This is a genomic window from Pantoea sp. EEL5 (assembly GCF_049892805.1).
In the GTDB taxonomy this organism is placed as follows: Bacteria; Pseudomonadota; Gammaproteobacteria; order Enterobacterales; family Enterobacteriaceae; genus Pantoea; species Pantoea ananatis.
In genome coordinates this window covers 38282-55206 of the sequence record NZ_JBNDNJ010000003.1, presented here as the reverse complement: position 1 = coordinate 55206, position 16925 = coordinate 38282, and the positions used below count along the sequence as shown (strand labels likewise).

At 55.5% G+C, this 16925-nt stretch carries 13 protein-coding genes; 9 read left to right on the top strand and 4 right to left on the bottom strand.

Going from position 1 to position 16925, the window contains the following annotated elements; all coding sequences use genetic code 11:
* Positions 1 to 10 precede the first annotated feature (10 nt).
* The 5 genes from mrcB to fhuB all read left to right on the top strand — a co-directional run bounded on the left by mrcB (position 11) and on the right by fhuB (position 8646).
* Positions 11 to 2539 (top strand): bifunctional glycosyl transferase/transpeptidase, encoded by a 2529-nt coding sequence (gene mrcB, locus ACPXSQ_RS14565; RefSeq protein WP_426144121.1) that lies wholly within the window; start codon positions 11 to 13, stop codon positions 2537 to 2539.
* 197 nt (positions 2540 to 2736) lie between these two features.
* Positions 2737 to 4944: a ferrichrome porin FhuA gene (fhuA, locus tag ACPXSQ_RS14560; protein WP_426144120.1), complete on the top strand. Its 2208-nt coding sequence runs from the start codon at positions 2737 to 2739 to the stop codon at positions 4942 to 4944.
* Positions 4945 to 4983: 39 nt separating this feature from the next.
* On the top strand, positions 4984 to 5778 hold the full coding sequence (gene fhuC, locus ACPXSQ_RS14555; protein WP_014606558.1) for a Fe3+-hydroxamate ABC transporter ATP-binding protein FhuC: 795 nt from the start codon (positions 4984 to 4986) through the stop codon (positions 5776 to 5778).
* Between the two features lie 10 nt (positions 5779 to 5788).
* Positions 5789 to 6667 carry a Fe(3+)-hydroxamate ABC transporter substrate-binding protein FhuD gene (gene fhuD, locus ACPXSQ_RS14550; RefSeq protein WP_014592950.1) on the top strand — a complete coding sequence of 293 codons (879 nt, stop codon included), beginning with the start codon at positions 5789 to 5791 and terminating at the stop codon, positions 6665 to 6667.
* Positions 6667 to 8646 carry a Fe(3+)-hydroxamate ABC transporter permease FhuB gene (gene fhuB / locus ACPXSQ_RS14545; RefSeq protein WP_014606557.1) on the top strand — a complete coding sequence of 660 codons (1980 nt, stop codon included), beginning with the start codon at positions 6667 to 6669 and terminating at the stop codon, positions 8644 to 8646. The genes fhuD and fhuB overlap by 1 nt, the downstream gene beginning before the upstream one ends.
* 32 nt (positions 8647 to 8678) lie before the next feature.
* On the opposite strand, the gene hemL is transcribed toward fhuB, so the two are convergent.
* Positions 8679 to 9959: a glutamate-1-semialdehyde 2,1-aminomutase gene (gene hemL, locus ACPXSQ_RS14540; RefSeq protein WP_014592952.1), complete on the bottom strand. Its 1281-nt coding sequence runs from the start codon at positions 9957 to 9959 to the stop codon at positions 8679 to 8681.
* A gap of 189 nt (positions 9960 to 10148) precedes the next feature.
* Between hemL and erpA the strand changes: the two genes are divergently transcribed.
* Positions 10149 to 10496, top strand: a complete 348-nt coding sequence (gene erpA, locus ACPXSQ_RS14535) for an iron-sulfur cluster insertion protein ErpA (protein ID WP_013024674.1) — start codon at positions 10149 to 10151, stop codon at positions 10494 to 10496.
* A 30-nt stretch (positions 10497 to 10526) separates the two neighbouring features.
* On the opposite strand, the gene ACPXSQ_RS14530 is transcribed toward erpA, so the two are convergent.
* The 3 genes from ACPXSQ_RS14530 to mtnN form a co-directional block, all read right to left on the bottom strand.
* Positions 10527 to 10778, bottom strand: a complete 252-nt coding sequence (locus ACPXSQ_RS14530) for a hypothetical protein (protein ID WP_014606555.1) — start codon at positions 10776 to 10778, stop codon at positions 10527 to 10529.
* Positions 10779 to 10919: 141 nt separating this feature from the next.
* Complete coding sequence (gene btuF, locus ACPXSQ_RS14525) at positions 10920 to 11714, bottom strand: vitamin B12 ABC transporter substrate-binding protein BtuF (protein WP_426144119.1); 795 nt, start codon at positions 11712 to 11714, stop codon at positions 10920 to 10922.
* Positions 11707 to 12405: a 5'-methylthioadenosine/S-adenosylhomocysteine nucleosidase gene (mtnN, locus tag ACPXSQ_RS14520; RefSeq protein ID WP_014592954.1), complete on the bottom strand. Its 699-nt coding sequence runs from the start codon at positions 12403 to 12405 to the stop codon at positions 11707 to 11709. Before mtnN ends, btuF begins: the two co-directional genes overlap by 8 nt.
* A gap of 92 nt (positions 12406 to 12497) precedes the next feature.
* Between mtnN and dgt the strand changes: the two genes are divergently transcribed.
* The 3 genes from dgt to ACPXSQ_RS14505 all read left to right on the top strand — a co-directional run bounded on the left by dgt (position 12498) and on the right by ACPXSQ_RS14505 (position 16910).
* Positions 12498 to 13988, top strand: a complete 1491-nt coding sequence (gene dgt, locus ACPXSQ_RS14515) for a dGTPase (protein WP_014606552.1) — start codon at positions 12498 to 12500, stop codon at positions 13986 to 13988.
* 133 nt (positions 13989 to 14121) lie between these two features.
* Complete coding sequence (degP, locus tag ACPXSQ_RS14510; protein WP_013024679.1) at positions 14122 to 15576, top strand: serine endoprotease DegP; 1455 nt, start codon at positions 14122 to 14124, stop codon at positions 15574 to 15576.
* Positions 15577 to 15752: 176 nt separating this feature from the next.
* Positions 15753 to 16910, top strand: coding sequence for a CdaR family transcriptional regulator (locus ACPXSQ_RS14505; protein ID WP_014606551.1), 1158 nt, complete (start codon positions 15753 to 15755; stop codon positions 16908 to 16910).
* The last annotated feature ends 15 nt before the right edge of the window (positions 16911 to 16925 follow it).

The following is a 16925-nucleotide window of genomic DNA, read 5'->3' as shown; positions in this document are numbered from 1 at the left end:
AATAAAACGCATGTCTGGGAACGATCGCGAACCTATTGGGCGCAAAGGAAAACCGCTGCCACCGCGCAGCAGCGCCCGCCGTGGGCGGCGCAGAGACATCGATGACGATGCTCAGGACGATTTTGATGATGACTACGAGGAGGAAGCGCCGGTGCCACGTAAAGGTAAAGGTGGAAAACCGCCGCGCGGCAAACGCCGTTGGCTGGGATGGTTAATTAAGCTGTTCCTGGTATTTGTGGTGGTAATGGCCGCGTGGGGCGTATACCTCGACTCGGAAATTCGCAGCCGTATAGACGGGAAAGTCTGGCAGCTGCCCGCCGCCGTATATGGTCGTATGGTCAGCCTTGAACCTGGCATGGCCTACAACAAAAGTGAAATGATCGCGCTGCTTGAAGGCACGCAATACCGTGAAGTTTCACGTATTACGCGCCCGGGTGAGTTCTCGGTCAAGGGCAACACCATTGAACTGTTGCGCCGTCCGTTTGATTTTCCGGACAGCAAAGAGGGGCAGATCCATGCCCGTATGACCTTTAGCAAAGATGAACTCAGCGAGATTAAAAACGTTGAAACCGGACGTGATTTTGGTTTCTTCCGTCTTGATCCACGTCTGATTACCATGCTGCAGTCACCCAACGGTGAACAACGCCTGTTTGTGCCCCGTGCGGGCTTCCCGGATCTGCTGGTTGATACGCTGATCGCCACCGAAGATCGCCATTTTTACGAGCATGACGGTATCAGCCCGTATTCTATCGGTCGTGCCTTCGTCGCGAATATTACGGCAGGTAAAGCGGTGCAGGGCGGCAGTACGCTGACTCAGCAGCTGGTAAAAAACCTGTTCCTGACCAACGAGCGTTCACTGTGGCGTAAAGCGCGTGAAGCCTATATGGCCGTGATCATGGACGCCCGTTACAGTAAAGATCGCATTCTGGAGCTTTACCTTAACGAGGTGTACCTCGGCCAGGCAGGTAACGATCAGATTCGTGGTTTCCCCCTGGCCAGCCTTTACTACTTTGGCCGACCAGTAGATGAACTGAGCCTCGATCAGCAGGCAATGCTGGTTGGCATGGTAAAAGGCGCTTCGCTCTATAATCCATGGCGTAACCCGAAGCTGGCGCTGGAACGACGCAATCTGGTTCTGCGCTTACTGCAGCAGCAGAAAGTCATCGACCAGGAACTGTATGACATGCTGTCAGCCCGTCCGTTAGGCGTGCAACCGAAAGGCGGTGTGATCACGCCTCAGCCTGCCTTTATGCAAATGGTGCGTAATGAGCTGCAGGCGAAGCTGGGCGACAAGGTCAAAGATCTGTCGGGTGTGAAAATTTTCACCACGTTAGATCCGGTCTCACAGGATGCCGCTGAAAAAGCGGTGATCGACGGTATTCCCACCCTGAAAAAGCAGCGCGGTTTGAAAGATCTGGAAACCGCAATGGTGGTCGTTGACCGCTTCACGGGTGAAGTTCGCGCGATGGTCGGCGGCGCCGATCCGCAGTTTGCAGGCTATAACCGTGCGTTACAGGCTCGCCGTTCAATTGGTTCTCTGGCGAAACCCGCGACGTATCTTACCGCACTGAGCCAGCCGAATACGTACCGGCTGAATACCTGGATCGCCGACGAACCTATTGCGCTGAAACAGCCCAACGGCAGCGTCTGGAAACCCATGAATGACGACCGCCGCTTCAGTGGCAAAGTTATGCTGGTGGACGCGTTAACCAACTCTATGAACGTGCCAACGGTGAACCTGGGCATGACGCTGGGACTCAATGCAGTGGTGGATACCTGGACCAAACTGGGCGTGCCAAAAGATCAGCTCAACCCGGTGCCGGCTATGCTGCTGGGCGCACTCAACCTGACGCCGGTTGAAGTTGCCCAGGCGTTCCAGTCGATTGCCAGCGGAGGGAATCGTGCCGATCTGTCTGCAGTGCGCTCCGTCATTGCGGAAGACGGAACCGTACTGTACCAGAGCTTCCCACAGGCCCAGCGGGTTGAACCGGCGCAGGCGGCCTATTTAACGCTCTACACGATGCAGCAGGTTGCCGATCACGGTACAGCGCGCGCCCTGGGCGCGCGTTTCCCGAATGCGCATCTGGCAGGTAAAACAGGCACCACAAACGACCTGATCGACAGCTGGTTTGCGGGCATCGACGGTAAAGAAGTAGCGATAACCTGGGTAGGGCGTGATAACAACCAGCCCACCAAACTGTACGGTGCCAGCGGCGCCATGCAGATCTATCGTCGCTATCTTGATAACCAGGCACCCATGCCGTTGCAGCTGACGCCGCCTGAAGATGTCACGATGATGAATATAGATTCGGCAGGCAACTTTGTTTGTGGCTCGGGCAGCAGCACCTGGCGTTCGCTACCGGTTTGGGCGCTGGATCCCAACGCGCTGTGTCAACAGCAGCAGCAGCAGGTTCAGCAGCAGCAAATGCAGCAGCAACAACAACAGCAACAGCAGCAACAATTGCAACAGCAGCAACAACAGGAACAGAAAGACAGTAATGGCGTTGCGGGCTGGATAAAAGATATGTTTGGTAAATAACCGGCTAAAAGCGGTTAAAAAAAGGCACTCCGGTGCCTTTTTTTGTGCCTGCTGATGATGAAGGAATCGAGCGACAAACAGCGCCACTGATGGGAATTCCGCTTGCAGAAAATGTTGGATCTCGCATATTATCGAAACGTTATAATAATCATTATCGTTTCGATTCGCTTATTCATCCCCATTTGAGAGACACCTTCATGACTGCGCGCACCACCACTTTTGGTTTCCCACAAAGGTTATTTACCCGTCGCCCTCTGGCACTGATGATTGCGCTGCTTTCCGGCGGCGCAAGTTCGCTGGTCTTCGCCGAACAAACGGTGGTGGTTTCGGCCAACGGTGGTGCCGCTGTCGGGCAGGAAAATCCGTGGGGACCGGCGGCCACCGTTGCTGCGAAACGCAGCGCTACCGGTACCAAAACGGATACGCCGATTGAAAAGAACCCGCAGTCGGTTTCCGTGGTCACGCGTGAAGAGATGGAGATGCGCAACGTCAGCAGCGTCAAGCAGGCGTTTAACTATACGCCAGGCGTACTCACCGGCAACCGCGGCAGCTCTTCGGTCATTGACGCGCTGTCGATTCGCGGCTTTAGCGAAACCAACACCAATCAGTATCTTGATGGGCTGAAGCTGCAGGGTGACAACTACTCTGAATTCGCTATCGATCCCTATTTTCTGGAGCGGGCTGAACTGCTGCGCGGTCCGGTTTCCGTGCTGTACGGTAAAAGCAATCCCGGCGGGGTTGTCGCTTTAGTCAGCAAGCGTCCCACTCAGGAAACGCTGCGCGAAGTCCAGTTCCAGATGGGCAACCATAATCTTTATTCCACCGGTTTCGACTTTGGCGGTGCCATAGACGATGCGGGCGTATACAGCTATCGCCTGACAGGCCAGGCCAGCAGCCAGGATGCCCAACAGGCGAACAATAAACAAAAGCGTTACACTATCGCCCCTTCATTCAGCTGGCGTCCGGATGAAAATACCCGTTTAGATCTGCTGACCTATTTCCAGAACGAGCCGGACACCGGCTATTACGGCTGGCTGCCGCGTGAAGGGACCGTTGTGCCGATCACCCGGCCTGATGGCAGCCAGTACAAACTGCCGACCAACTTTGATGAGGGCGAGAAGAGCAACCGCATCTCACGCAACACCAAAATGCTGGGCTACAGCTTCGAGCACCGTTTTGATGATACCTGGACGGTGCGTCAGAATCTGCGCTATGCCGAGTTAACCACGGATTACCGCAGTATTTACGGCTTTGGTTATAATCCGGACACGCAGCTGATTACGCGCAATTCAGCACTTTCCAAAGAGAAGCTGAACCAGTTTGCTGTGGACAATCAGGTACAGGCTAAATTTGCCACCGGTGAACTCGCTCATACCTTATTGCTTGGCGTTGATTTCCAGCGTACCCGTAATGATATTGACGCACAGTTCGGTACGGCAACAGCGTTAAATCCGTTTAACCCGCAATATGGCAATGATACGACTTCGCCCTATGCTGAACCCTACAAGCACTTAAATAAACAGCGCCAGACAGGTTTGTATGCGCAGGATCAGATGGAGTGGGATCGCTGGGTTCTGACGTTAGGTGGCCGATATGATTACGCCATGACGTCAGTATACAACCGCTATAACGGTAATCTCGATCGTCAAAACGATCAGGCCTTTACCTGGCGCGGCGGTCTGAACTACGTATTCGATAACGGTATCGCACCTTACTTCAGCTACAGCGAAGCCTTCCTTCCTAATGCGGGCTCGACGTATGAGGGGAACGCGTTCGATCCTTCTCGGGCTAAGCAGTATGAAGCCGGTGTGAAATATGTACCGAAAGATCGGCCAATCGTCATGACAGCCGCGGTATATGAACTGACTAAGACCAAAAATCTGACGGCAGATCCCAACCCATTGCATCCGTTTGCCAGCATCCAGAGCGGCGAAATCCGTTCTCGCGGTGTGGAACTGGAAGCCAAAGCGGCGCTGAACGCCAACGTGAACCTGACGGCTTCTTATACCTATACCGATGCCGAATATACGGAAGATACCCAGCTCCAGGGCAAAACCCCGGTACAGGTGCCCAAACACATGGCGTCACTGTGGAGTGACTATACCTTCCACGAAACCGCGCTGTCAGGCGTCACCGTCGGAGCGGGCGTCCGTTACGTGGGCGAAAGTCAGGGGCTGTATAGCACAGGTCCTGATGTCAACCAGAACTTTAGCGTGGCGGGTTATACCACTTTCGATGCTGCACTGAAATATGATTTAGGACGTTTTGGTTTGCCTGGCTCAACGGTAGGCGTTAACGTTAACAACCTGTTTAACCGCGACTACGTTGCCAGTTGTTACCGTGAGTATGCGTGCTACTGGGGCGCAGAACGGCAGATTACAGGTACCGCCACGTTCCGGTTCTGATAGATGAGGGCGCTCCGGCGCCCGTTTACAGGGATTACCATGCAGCTTCCGCAGCATCAACAAACGACCTTCCAACTGGAGAATGCCAGCTTTCGTGTACCCGGTCGCACGCTTCTCCAGCCGCTGTCTCTCTCTTTTACACCAGGCAAAGTGACCGCACTGATAGGTCATAACGGTTCAGGCAAATCCACGCTGTTAAAAATGTTGGGACGGCATCACGCGGCCAGCGAAGGCCGGGTGCTCCTTAATGGTCGGCCTGTAGAGAGCTTAAAAAGCAAAGTGTTTGCCCGTGAGGTCGCCTATTTACCGCAGCAGTTACCGGCTGCCGAAGGCATGACGGTGCGTGAGCTGGTGGCCATCGGGCGTTATCCCTGGCATGGGGCGCTGGGACGTTTCAGTCAGGAGGACCGGGCACGCGTTGAGCAGGCGATTTCGCTCGTCGGATTAACGCCTTTTGCCTCTCGTCTGGTAGACAGCTTATCGGGTGGGGAACGGCAACGGGCCTGGCTGGCGATGATGGTGGCGCAAAACAGCCGCTGTCTGCTGCTGGATGAACCCACTTCCGCACTGGACATTGCCCACCAGGTGGACGTGCTGGCCCTGATTCAGACGCTGAGCCGGGAGCATGGCTTAACCGTCATTACCGTATTGCATGACATCAACATGGCGGCCCGTTACTGCGACCATCTGGTGGCATTACGTGGCGGCGGGCTTATCGCGCAAGGCGGCCCGGAGCACATCATGCAGGCGGACGTTTTGCAGGATATCTATGGTATTCCAATGGGGATCTTTCCCCATCCTGGCGGCGGCGCGCCGGTGAGCTTTGTGTGTTAAGGACAGGATAATGCCCGATTTATTCCGCCGTCGCCTGATGATGGCGATGGCGTTATCGCCACTGATGAGCCCCTTTTCACTCCAGGCGGCGCAGCCCGATCCCGCTCGCATCATCGCGCTGGAGTGGTTACCCACCGAACTGCTGCTGGCGTTAGGCGTTAAGCCCTTTGGGGTCGCCGATGTGCATAATTATAATATCTGGGTCGGGCAGCCAGCCTTGCCTGCCGGCGTGGTGGATGTTGGGCTGCGTACCGAGCCTAACCTTGAACTGATGACCCAGATGCATCCCTCCCTGATTCTCTGTTCAAACGGCTATGGACCGCCTAAAGAGAAACTCCAGCGTATTGCGCCCATTATGGGGTTTGACCTGCACGGCGGCGACGGTAAACCCTTGTCGCGCGCGCGTGTCTCGCTGCGCGCGCTCGGGGCCAGGCTGGGGCGGGAAGCTCAGGCTGAAGCGCATCTGCAATACGTGGATGCGGAAATCGCCGCAGCCCGTCAGCGTCTGGCTCCCTATGCCGGACGCGCTATCTTGCTGATGTCACTGCTTGACAGCCGCCATGCCATCACCTTCGGTAAGAACAGCTTATTCCTTGAAGTCATGGAACGGCTTGGCCTGAAGAATGCCTGGCAGGGAGAAACCAATTTCTGGGGAAGTTCAGTGATTGGCCTGGAAAGGCTGGCGGCGTTTCACGATGTCGAAGCCATCTGCTTCGACCACGACAATGCGGCCGTTATGCAGCAGCTGTCGCGCAGCCCGCTGTGGCAGGCAATGCCTTTTGTCCAAAGCGGTCATTTTCAACGCGTACCGGCGGTCTGGTACTACGGGGCAACATTGTCGGCCCTGCATTTTATACGCGTGCTGGAACATGCGCTGGAGAAGGTCTGATGCGGCATCGTTATTTTCCTGTCACCGTGCTGAGCGTCCTGTTTCTGCTCGCGCTGGCGCTCACCGCGATAAACCTTCAGCAGGCCCTGCCTCCGGGGCAGTGGACTCAGGCCTTGTGGTCACCGGATACCGCTAATGTCCAGCAGATGGTGTTTCACTACAGTTTGCTGCCGCGCTGGGCGCTGGCGCTGTTGGTGGGTGCCGGTCTGGGATTAGCGGGCTTGCTGTTTCAACAGGTACTGCGAAACCCGCTGGCGGAACCGGGAACGCTAGGGGTTTCATCCGGCGCACAGTTGGGGATCACCGTCGCCACATTGTGGCACCTGCCGGGCGGAGCACTCACCCAGCAGCTTGCCGCCTCAGGTGGTGCGTTGCTGGTGGGGGCGCTGGTCTTTAGCGTGGCCTGGAGTAAACGCTTATCGCCCGTTACCCTGATTCTGGCAGGGCTGGTCCTGAGTCTCTACAGCGGGGCGGTTAATCAGATCTTCGCCATCTTCAATCACGACCAGTTGCAAAATATGTTCTTGTGGAGCACGGGCGCACTGAATCAGATGAGCTGGGACAGCGTTACCCAGCTCTGGCCGCGCCTGGTGCTGGCGCTGATACTGTCACTGGCGCTTCTGCGGCCGCTGACGCTCATGGGGTTGGACGATGGCGTGGCAAAAAACCTCGGGCTGGCCCTGTCCGTCACCCGGTTAGCGATTCTGGCGCTGGCAATACTGCTGAGCGCACAGCTGGTGAGCGTCGCCGGCATCATTGGTTTTATCGGCCTGTTTGCGCCGCTGCTGGCAAGGCTGCTCGGTGGACGCCGCTTGCTGAGCCGCATGCTGCTGGCTCCGCTGATTGGCGCATTGCTGCTGTGGCTGGCGGATGCCTGCGTCCTGTGGCTTACGACGCACTGGCGCGAGGTTTCCACCGGCACGGTGACGGCGTTACTGGGCGTGCCGATTCTGCTCTGGCTGCTCCCGCGCCTGCGGACGGGGTCCGTTCCCCCCGCACTGGATCAGGGCGACAGCGTGCCGGTTGAACGTCATCATTTTCTGCGCTGGAGCCTGACCGGTCTGGTGGTGTTAGGCATGCTGGCCTGGCTCTGTCTGGCGTTTGGACGGGACGCGCAAGGCTGGATCTGGACCCAAGGTGACATGCTCAATGCGCTGCTTCCGTGGCGCGCACCGCGCGTGCTGGCGGCCCTGGCGGTAGGCTTAATGCTGGGCGTAGCCGGTAGCCTGATTCAGCGACTGACCGGTAACCCGATGGCCAGCCCGGAAGTCTTGGGCATCAGTTCCGGCGCGGCCTGCGGTGTGGTCGTGATGCTATTCCTGGTACCCGGTAATGCGCTGGCGTTTCTGTTGCCTGCCGGTGCGCTGGGCGCAGCGGTAACCCTGGCGATCATTATGCTGGTTGCCAGCCGTGGCGGGTTTTCACCCGAACGCATGCTGTTGGCCGGGATGGCGTTAAACAGCGCTTTTGTCACCATTCTGATGTTGTTGATGGCCAGTGGCGATCCCCGGATGTCGGGTTTACTGACCTGGATCTCCGGCTCGACCTATAACGTCAGCGCCACCCAGGCGCTGCAAAGTGCAGGCTGTGCAGTCGTGCTGGTGTCGTTAGCGCCGCTGGCCAGCCGCTGGCTCACGCTGCTGCCTTTGGGAAGCGCCACGGCGCGCTCGGCCGGCATGGCGCTCACCGCCTCGCGGCTGGCGCTGCTGCTGCTGGCCGCGGCCTTAACGGCCAGTGCCACGCTGACGATTGGGCCATTGAGCTTCGTGGGGCTGATGGCACCACACATGGCGCGCATGCTGGGGTTCCGTCGCGCGTTGCCGCAGCTGTTGCTGTCGGGTGTGCTTGGCGCAGGTTTAATGATGATAGCTGACTGGTGTGGGCGAATGGTGGCGTTCCCAAACCAAATTCCGGCGGGATTGATGGCCACATTTTTAGGGGCACCCTATTTTATTTGGTTATTGCGGCGCGCTCGTTAAAAAAAAGACCGGCGTTTGCCGGTCTGCATTTTTTACAGCTTAGCGAAGCAGCGACGGGCGGCATCGACAGTGTGCTGAATGTCCTCTGCGCTGTGCGCCAGCGACATAAAACCGGCTTCAAAGGCGGACGGCGCAAAGTAAACGCCTTCTTCAAGCATCAGGTGGAAAAAGCGCTTGAAGCGTTCAACATCGCACTGCGTCACATCTTTATAGCAGGTGACGCTGTCGGCATCGGTAAAGAACAGGCCAAACATGCCGCCAACCTGATTCACCACCACCGGAATATTTTCCTGTTTTGCCGCGTCGAGCAGTCCCTGCGCTAACTGTGAGGTCAGACGATTGAGTTTGTCATGCATGCCCGGCTGGGCAATCTGGGTTAAGCAGGCATAGCCGGCAGCCATAGCGACAGGGTTACCGGACAGCGTACCCGCCTGATAAACCGGTCCGGTCGGTGCCAGTGCCTCCATGACTTCGCGACGGCCGCCAAAAGCACCCACCGGCATACCGCCACCGATGATTTTGCCGAGGCAGGTGAGATCCGGTTTGACGTTGTAGTACTCTTGCGCACCGCCCAGGGCAACGCGGAAACCCGTCATCACTTCATCGATAATCAGCAGTGCGCCAAACTCATCACAGAGCGCGCGCAGGCCGGGTAAGAATTCGGGTTGGGGCGGAATACAGTTCATGTTTCCGGCCACGGGCTCGACAATAATAGCGGCGATAGCCTGCGGATACTGTTCAAACGCAGCGCGCACCGAATCCAGATCGTTATATGTACAGGTCAGCGTATGCTTGGCAAAATCGGCGGGCACGCCCGGTGAGTTAGGCTGCCCCAGCGTCAGCGCACCGGAACCGGCTTTCACCAGCAGATGGTCGGCATGACCGTGGTAGCACCCTTCAAACTTGATGATTTTGTCGCGACCGGTAAAACCGCGCGCCAGACGAATCGCGCTCATGGTGGCTTCGGTGCCGGAGTTCACCATGCGCACCATTTCCATGCTGGGAACCAGTTTACACACCAGCTGCGCCATGGTGACTTCCATCTCGGTTGGTGCCCCGAAGCTCAGGCCGCGCTGGGCAGCCTCAATCACGGCCTGACGAATGCCATCATTGTTATGTCCCAGCACCATCGGGCCCCATGACCCAACATAGTCGATGTACTTTTTACCGTCGGCGTCATAAAGATATGCACCGTCAGCATGCTCAATGAACAGCGGAACGCCACCCACACCGGTAAACGCCCGTACCGGCGAGTTCACACCGCCGGGGATCAGGCGTTGTGCTTCGGCGAACAGTTCTTCAGACTTACTCATTTTCGGCTCCAGCAGTTCATAAAATATCGGGCTATTCTACGGAAGAGGGGCTGCTGACGAAAGGCCGCTATAATCATCAAAGTGAATCCGGCACAGAGTGCGAAGCTGAAAGCTTGATTGCGCCGGGTCGCTGGCAGATAATAGCAATATTGAGGTCGTTTTCTGACCCGGACGTTTACGGAGTAACTCATGAGTGATGAAGTAGTAGCACTGCCGTTGCAGTTTACCGACGCAGCAGCCAAAAAAGTTAAGAATCTGATTGCTGACGAAGAGAACCCGGCACTGAAGCTGCGTGTGTATATCACTGGTGGTGGTTGCAGCGGCTTTCAGTATGGTTTTACATTCGACGATCAAATGAACGACGGCGACATGACCATTGAAAAGCAGGGCGTCTCGCTGGTGGTTGATCCCATGAGCCTGCAGTATCTGGTGGGCGGTTCTGTGGATTACACGGAAGGGCTGGAAGGATCGCGCTTTATCGTCACCAACCCTAACGCCAAAACCACCTGCGGCTGCGGGTCGTCATTCAGTATCTGATTATCGGGCCGCCTCTGCGGGCGGCCTCGGTTACCATTCAACCGTCACCAGACGATCGTTCGTCCCGCTGCTTCCCTGTCGCTTTAACACCGTTTGTGTCACGCGCGGCTGTGCGTTTATCTGACGACCGCACTCAACCTGCGGCACAGACTGCCCCATTGAACGGTTAACTTCACAACGTGAATAGATGACGAGTCTGACGTTAATAGAGCCGGTCGTCGATCCCGCGTAGGCCTGCTGCGCGATCAGAAGCCCTATGGCCAGAAGCGGTGCTTTGGTCATATTTAAATTCCTGGTGTAGTCGAATGCGCTAAGCGCTAAAACGGACATCGGGCATACGTGGCACGTGTCTCATACTTAAAATTAACGGCAGTCAGGGTGATTTCTTTAGTTGACGGTGTAACGCATGCAGAACCGACAGCATTATTTACCCGGGTGTAGGCCTTTACACAGTTGGTCGGCGGCTAACAGGATGCGCGGTCCCGGACGGCTGAGCCAGTCGTCGTTAATGGCAATCACGCTGACGTTAAGCTGCGGTCGCCAGAACTGCGCCGTGTGACTTGCCTGCTGTGCATCACCTGTTGTGACGATGACCTGCGGATGGCGCATCAACACCTGTTCCCGGCTCACCTGGGGCCAGCTCACCGCACTGTCGGCAAAGATATTCTGCCCGCCACACAGCCTGATGATATCGTTTTGCAGCGTCGCCTTAGCCGCGGTAAACATGGGCGAAAAGCCAAACTGCAGAAAGACGGGAACGGGATGTTGTGTGTGGTAGCGCTTCCGCAAAGCCGCTTCCTGCTGGCGCAGCTCCCCGGCGGCTTGTGCGGCACGTTGCGGCGCTGGACTCCACTTTGCTAATCCTGCCAGTGCATCAATCATGCCATCCAGCGTTGCGGCATTGACCCATTCAACCTTAATACCCAACTGCTGCAGCTGGTCTACCTGACGCTGCGGATTGCCGCCGCGCCACGCCAACACCACATCGGGTTTAAGCTGCAAAATACGTTCAAGATTGATGCCCTGCCAGTTAGCGACCTGTTCAATGTTTTTTGCTTCAGGCGGATAGCTGGACCAGGCGCTGACCGCAATCGGGGTAATACCTGCGGCAAAGGCGAGCTCAGTCAGATGGGGAGCAAGGGTGATGACGCGGGGTGGGGCAGCATACAGGCTGCTGCTCAACAGCAGCAGCCAGCACAACAACAGCCGTTTAGCCACGAGCCAGACGGGCCAGCAAATTTTCAACCATCAGTGACGACTGGCTGGCCGCGACGCTCAGAAACTCGTCAAAACTCAGGTGTGATTCCTTATCGGCCACGTCGGAAATCGCTCTGACGACCACAAAAGGCACCTGGAACTGATGACAGACATGGCCAATGGCGGTCGCTTCCATTTCAACCGCAATAGCCTGTGGGAAAGTCGCCCGGATGCGCGCCAGGGGCTCAGCCCCGTTGATAAACGCATCGCCGCTCACCACCAGGCCGCGAACCGCGTTCAGGTTGAGCTGGTTAATGCAGGCTTCCGCCTCGGCAATCAGGGTGCTGTCAGCCGTAAAGGCAGCCGGACAACCTGCCATCTGGCCCGGCTCATAGCCAAACGCGGTCACATCGGCATCGTGATAGCGCACTTCTTCCGACACCACGATGTCACCTACGGCTAACGTCGGGGCTAAACCGCCTGCGGAACCGGTATTAATAACGAGATCGGGTTTACACAGCTGCAGCAACAGTGTGGTGCCAAGGGCTGCCGAGGTTTTACCAATGCCTGATTTCAGCAAGGCAACGTCAACACCATTGAGTGTGCCAGTGTAAATTTCACAGCCCGCCAGAGACAGAGTCTGACGATTTTCAATTTTGTCACGCAGCAGGGTCACTTCCTGCTCCATTGCGCCAATGATGCCTGCTTTCATTTTGCGTCTCGCTAATGTAATGAATGTAAAAATCGGGCATAGTCTATCATGGCACTGACGGGATCATTTCACGAAAAAATAAGGGGACAGGTATGGCGGCGATCAATTTCAGGAAGAAGATCAGCTTCACTCGCCCTTATAGCAACCGTAAAGATCCGCAAGGTGAATATTTTATTACCCGCCATTTTGAAAGCGATCGTGGACGCATCATTAATTCGGCGGCCATTCGCCGACTGCAACAAAAAACCCAGGTCTTTCCGCTTGAGCGCAACGCCGCCGTCCGTTCACGCCTGACGCATTCGCTTGAAGTGCAGCAAACCGGTCGATATATCAGCAAAGAGATTCTGCAAACCTTAAAAATGCAGGGTGGGCTGGCAAAATATGGACTGGACGACATGGAAGGGGCCTTTGAAAGTCTGGTCGAAATGGCGTGTCTGTTGCATGACGTCGGGAATCCTCCGTTCGGGCATTTTGGCGAAGCTGCCATTAACGACTGGTTTGAAGATAATCTGGCTGCCGAACTGGTCGATCCGCTGGTGGCTGGCGTCGAAAGCGAAGAGCAGCGCCAGTCCTTTGATCAAATGAACGCTATGATTCGTCAGGATTTATGCCATTTTGAAGGCAATGCCCAGGCGATCCGTATGGTGCACACCTTGCTGCAGCTCAACCTGAGCTACTCTCAGGTGGCCTGTATTCTTAAATATACCGCGCCGGCATGGTGGCAGGGTGAGAAACCGGCCGAATTTAGCGTATTAATGAAAAAACCGGGCTTTTATTTGTCTGAGCGGGAATATATCAGCGATCTCCGTGCCGCGACGCATCTGACGGAGCATCATCGCTTCCCGCTGACCTATATCATGGAAGCGGCTGATGACATTTCATATTGTATTGCCGATCTGGATGACGCCGTCGAAAAAGCCATTTTCAATGTCGACAGTTTGTATGAATTCCTCAGCAAAGCCTGGGGGCCAATAAATAACAATGATGCGTTCAGCCGTACCGTAGGTGAGGCCTGGCGCGAAGCAGGAAGTAAAAAACGCCGCAGCCGAAGCGATCAATTTTTCATGTCCCTCCGGGTTAATGTTCAGAACGTTCTGGTCACCTATGCCGTTAAACGTTTTATCGACAATCTGCCCGCTATTTTTGACGGAAACTTCAACCATGCATTATTAGAAGATGGCGGCGAAGAGGGGCGTTTATTACAAATATTTAAAACTGTAGCACGGCAGCAGGTGTTTAATCATTCCGAAGTTGAACAGCTGGAGCTGCAGGGTTATCGCGTCATAAAGGGGTTGCTTGAAATATACCAACCGTTAATGATGTTGAATTATGAAGACTTTACTACACTGATAAATGAAGATTTTTTGCGCAACCATCCGATTGAGACACGTCTTTTCCATAAACTTTCCGGAAAGCACAGAAAAGCCTATCTGTATAAAATGCGCACGCTGGTTGTTGAACACAAATATGAGCGTTTGTTATGGGAACGTTATTATCGCTTTCGTCTGATTCAGGATTACATTAGCGGCATGACCGATCTCTATGCCTGGGATGAGTACCGTCGTTTGATGGCGGTGGAATAAGCAGAGAATTGTAAAGAGCGCGAATAAATTTTTACCTTTGCCTAAAACTTTTCGAGGAACTTCGCGCTAAAACATTTATCTCAACATTCGACCACAGCAATGGTCAGTATATCCATCATTGTGAGATACCAAAATGAAAAAAACCTCGTTAATGTTAAGCGCTCTGGCGCTTAGTCTTGGCATGGCACTGACCCCTGTGAGTGCTTTCGCTGCGGAGACATCCTCTTCCGTTTCATCTTCCCCAAGCCAGCCGTTGCCAAGCCTTGCCCCCATGCTGGAGAAGGTGATGCCTTCCGTTGTGAGCATCAGCGTGGAAGGCAGTACAACGGTCAAAACGCCGCGTATGCCGCAGCAGTTCCAGCAATTTTTTGGCGATAATTCGCCTTTCTGTCAGGACGGTTCTCCGTTCATGGGCTCGCCGCTGTGCCAGGGCGCGGGCGGGAGCGGCGGCGGTGCGCCTGCAGGCCCGGATACGCAGCAGCAAAAATTCAGAGCGCTGGGTTCTGGCGTGATCATTAACGCAGAAAAAGGCTATGTGGTAACCAACAACCACGTGGTCAACGATGCGACGAAAATTCAGGTCAAACTGAGCGATGGTCGTAGCTACGACGCCAAAGTCATCGGCAAAGATCCCAGCTCGGATATAGCGCTGATTCAGCTGGAAGGCGCGAAAAATCTGACTGCCATTAAAATGGCTGACTCCGATAATTTGCGCGTTGGCGATTATACCGTAGCAATCGGTAACCCCTATGGTCTGGGCGAAACCGTAACCTCGGGCATCGTGTCGGCGTTGGGACGTAGTGGTCTGAACGTTGAGAACTATGAAAACTTTATCCAGACCGATGCCGCGATTAACCGCGGTAACTCGGGTGGCGCGCTGGTGAACCTCAACGGTGAGCTTATTGGTATTAACACCGCGATTCTGGCCCCAGACGGCGGCAACATTGGTATTGGTTTTGCCATCCCCAGCAACATGGTGAAAAACCTGACCGCACAGATGGTGGAGTATGGTCAGGTGAAACGCGGTGAGCTGGGTATCATGGGAACAGAGCTCAACTCTGAACTGGCTAAAGCGATGAAGGTCGATGCGCAGCGCGGCGCCTTTGTTAGTCAGGTCGTGCCCAATTCCGCCGCAGCGAAAGGCGGTATTAAAGCGGGTGACGTGATCGTTTCTATGAACGGCAAGCCGCTCACCAGCTTTGCCTCGCTGCGCGCTGAAGTCGGCTCTTTACCGGTAGGCACGACGCTGAAGCTGGGCCTGCTGCGTGATGGCAAACCGCTGGATGTCTCCGTGCAGCTGCAGCAGAGCACCCAGGACAAAGTGCAGTCCGCTACGATTTACACCGGCATTGAAGGTGCAGATCTGAGTAATAACGCAGGCAAAGAGAAAGGCGTGCGGGTCGATAGCGTGAAAGCGGGCAGTGCGGCGGCAAGAGTGGGTCTGAAAAAAGGCGACCTGATTCTTGGCGTCAACCAGCAGCCGGTGACCAACTTAGGGGAACTACGCAAGATCCTCGATACCAAACCACCGGTGCTGGCGCTGAATGTGCAACGTGGCGACACATCGCTCTACCTGCTGATGCAGTAATCACTGCTTGATGCTTATCAGGCGGACTTCGGTCCGCCTTTTTTATGGCACAGATCACAAATGTGATGCCTGCCGCATTTCTGCCAAAGCCGGCGCGGCTATGGGCGAATGCATAATGTTCTCCGCGTGTCACACGGCTATTCTGTCCTTCCTCTCATATGACTCAGGAGATAAGGATGGCTACCTGTCATCTCGACGCGCGGCTGGCGCAGGAAATTGTTGCGCGCACCATGAAAATCATTGATGGCAATGTCAACGTGATGGATGCGCGTGGGCGAATCATTGGCAGTGGTGACAGGGAACGCATCGGGGAGTTGCATGAGGGCGCGCTGTTGGTGTTGTCTCAGGGGCGCATCGTGGATATCGACGATGCTGTGGCAAAACATCTGCACGGCGTGCGGCCAGGCATCAATCTTCCGCTACGTATTGACGGGGCGATCGTGGGCGTCATTGGCCTGACAGGCGAGCCGGGCGCACTGCGTCACTATGGCGAATTAGTCTGTATGGCGGCAGAGATGATGCTGGAGCAGGCCCGGCTATTACATATGCTGGCTCAGGACAGCCGACTGCGTGAAGAGCTGGTGCTCAACCTGATAAGAAGTGATGCGCTGACGCCACAGCTGACAGAGTGGGCACAGCGCCTGGGTATCGATCTTAATCAGCCCCGCGTGGTGGCAGTGATCGAAGTCGACAGCGGGCAGTTAGGCGTGGACAGCGCCATGTCTGAATTACAGCAGCTGCAAACCTTACTCACCACCCCCGTTCGGGATAACCTGATAGCCATTGTGTCGCTAACCGAAATGGTCGTACTGAAACCGGCATTAAACACACACGGACGTTACGACCGTCACGATCATCGCAAGCGGGTTGAGCAACTGATGCAGCGAATGAACGAAAGCGGTCATCTGCGCATGCGTATTGCGCTGGGCAACTTCTTTACCGGTCCGGGCAGCATCGCCCGCTCTTACCGCACTGCGCGCACCACCATGGCCGTTGGAAAGCAGCGCATGCCAGACGTCCGCAGCTATTTTTATCAGGATCTGATGCTGCCGGTATTACTGGACAGTTTACGCGGTGGCTGGCAGGCGAACGAGCTGGCACGTCCGCTGGAAAAACTGAAAAGCATGGACAGCAACGGTTTACTGCGCCGGACCTTAAGCGCCTGGTTCAGCAATAACGTCCAGCCCGGCGCAACATCACGCGCGCTGTTTATTCATCGTAATACGCTGGAGTATCGACTGAATCGGATCGCTGAGTTAACCGGACTGAACCTTGGTCATTTTGACGATCGATTACTGCTGTATATTGCGTTACAGCTGGATGAGCAGGGCTGATGACGCTGCTTATGA

Coding starts and splice junctions, on each gene's coding strand:
- fhuD (WP_014592950.1), top strand. CDS start 5,789: ATGCCCGATTTATTCCGCCGTCGCCTGATGATGGCGATGGCGTTATCG.
- mtnN (WP_014592954.1), bottom strand. CDS start 12,405: ATGAAAGCAGGCATCATTGGCGCAATGGAGCAGGAAGTGACCCTGCTG.
- ACPXSQ_RS14505 (WP_014606551.1), top strand. CDS start 15,753: ATGGCTACCTGTCATCTCGACGCGCGGCTGGCGCAGGAAATTGTTGCG.
- ACPXSQ_RS14530 (WP_014606555.1), bottom strand. CDS start 10,778: ATGACCAAAGCACCGCTTCTGGCCATAGGGCTTCTGATCGCGCAGCAG.
- degP (WP_013024679.1), top strand. CDS start 14,122: ATGAAAAAAACCTCGTTAATGTTAAGCGCTCTGGCGCTTAGTCTTGGC.
- dgt (WP_014606552.1), top strand. CDS start 12,498: ATGGCGGCGATCAATTTCAGGAAGAAGATCAGCTTCACTCGCCCTTAT.
- erpA (WP_013024674.1), top strand. CDS start 10,149: ATGAGTGATGAAGTAGTAGCACTGCCGTTGCAGTTTACCGACGCAGCA.
- fhuC (WP_014606558.1), top strand. CDS start 4,984: ATGCAGCTTCCGCAGCATCAACAAACGACCTTCCAACTGGAGAATGCC.
- fhuB (WP_014606557.1), top strand. CDS start 6,667: ATGCGGCATCGTTATTTTCCTGTCACCGTGCTGAGCGTCCTGTTTCTG.
- fhuA (WP_426144120.1), top strand. CDS start 2,737: ATGACTGCGCGCACCACCACTTTTGGTTTCCCACAAAGGTTATTTACC.
- hemL (WP_014592952.1), bottom strand. CDS start 9,959: ATGAGTAAGTCTGAAGAACTGTTCGCCGAAGCACAACGCCTGATCCCC.
- mrcB (WP_426144121.1), top strand. CDS start 11: ATGTCTGGGAACGATCGCGAACCTATTGGGCGCAAAGGAAAACCGCTG.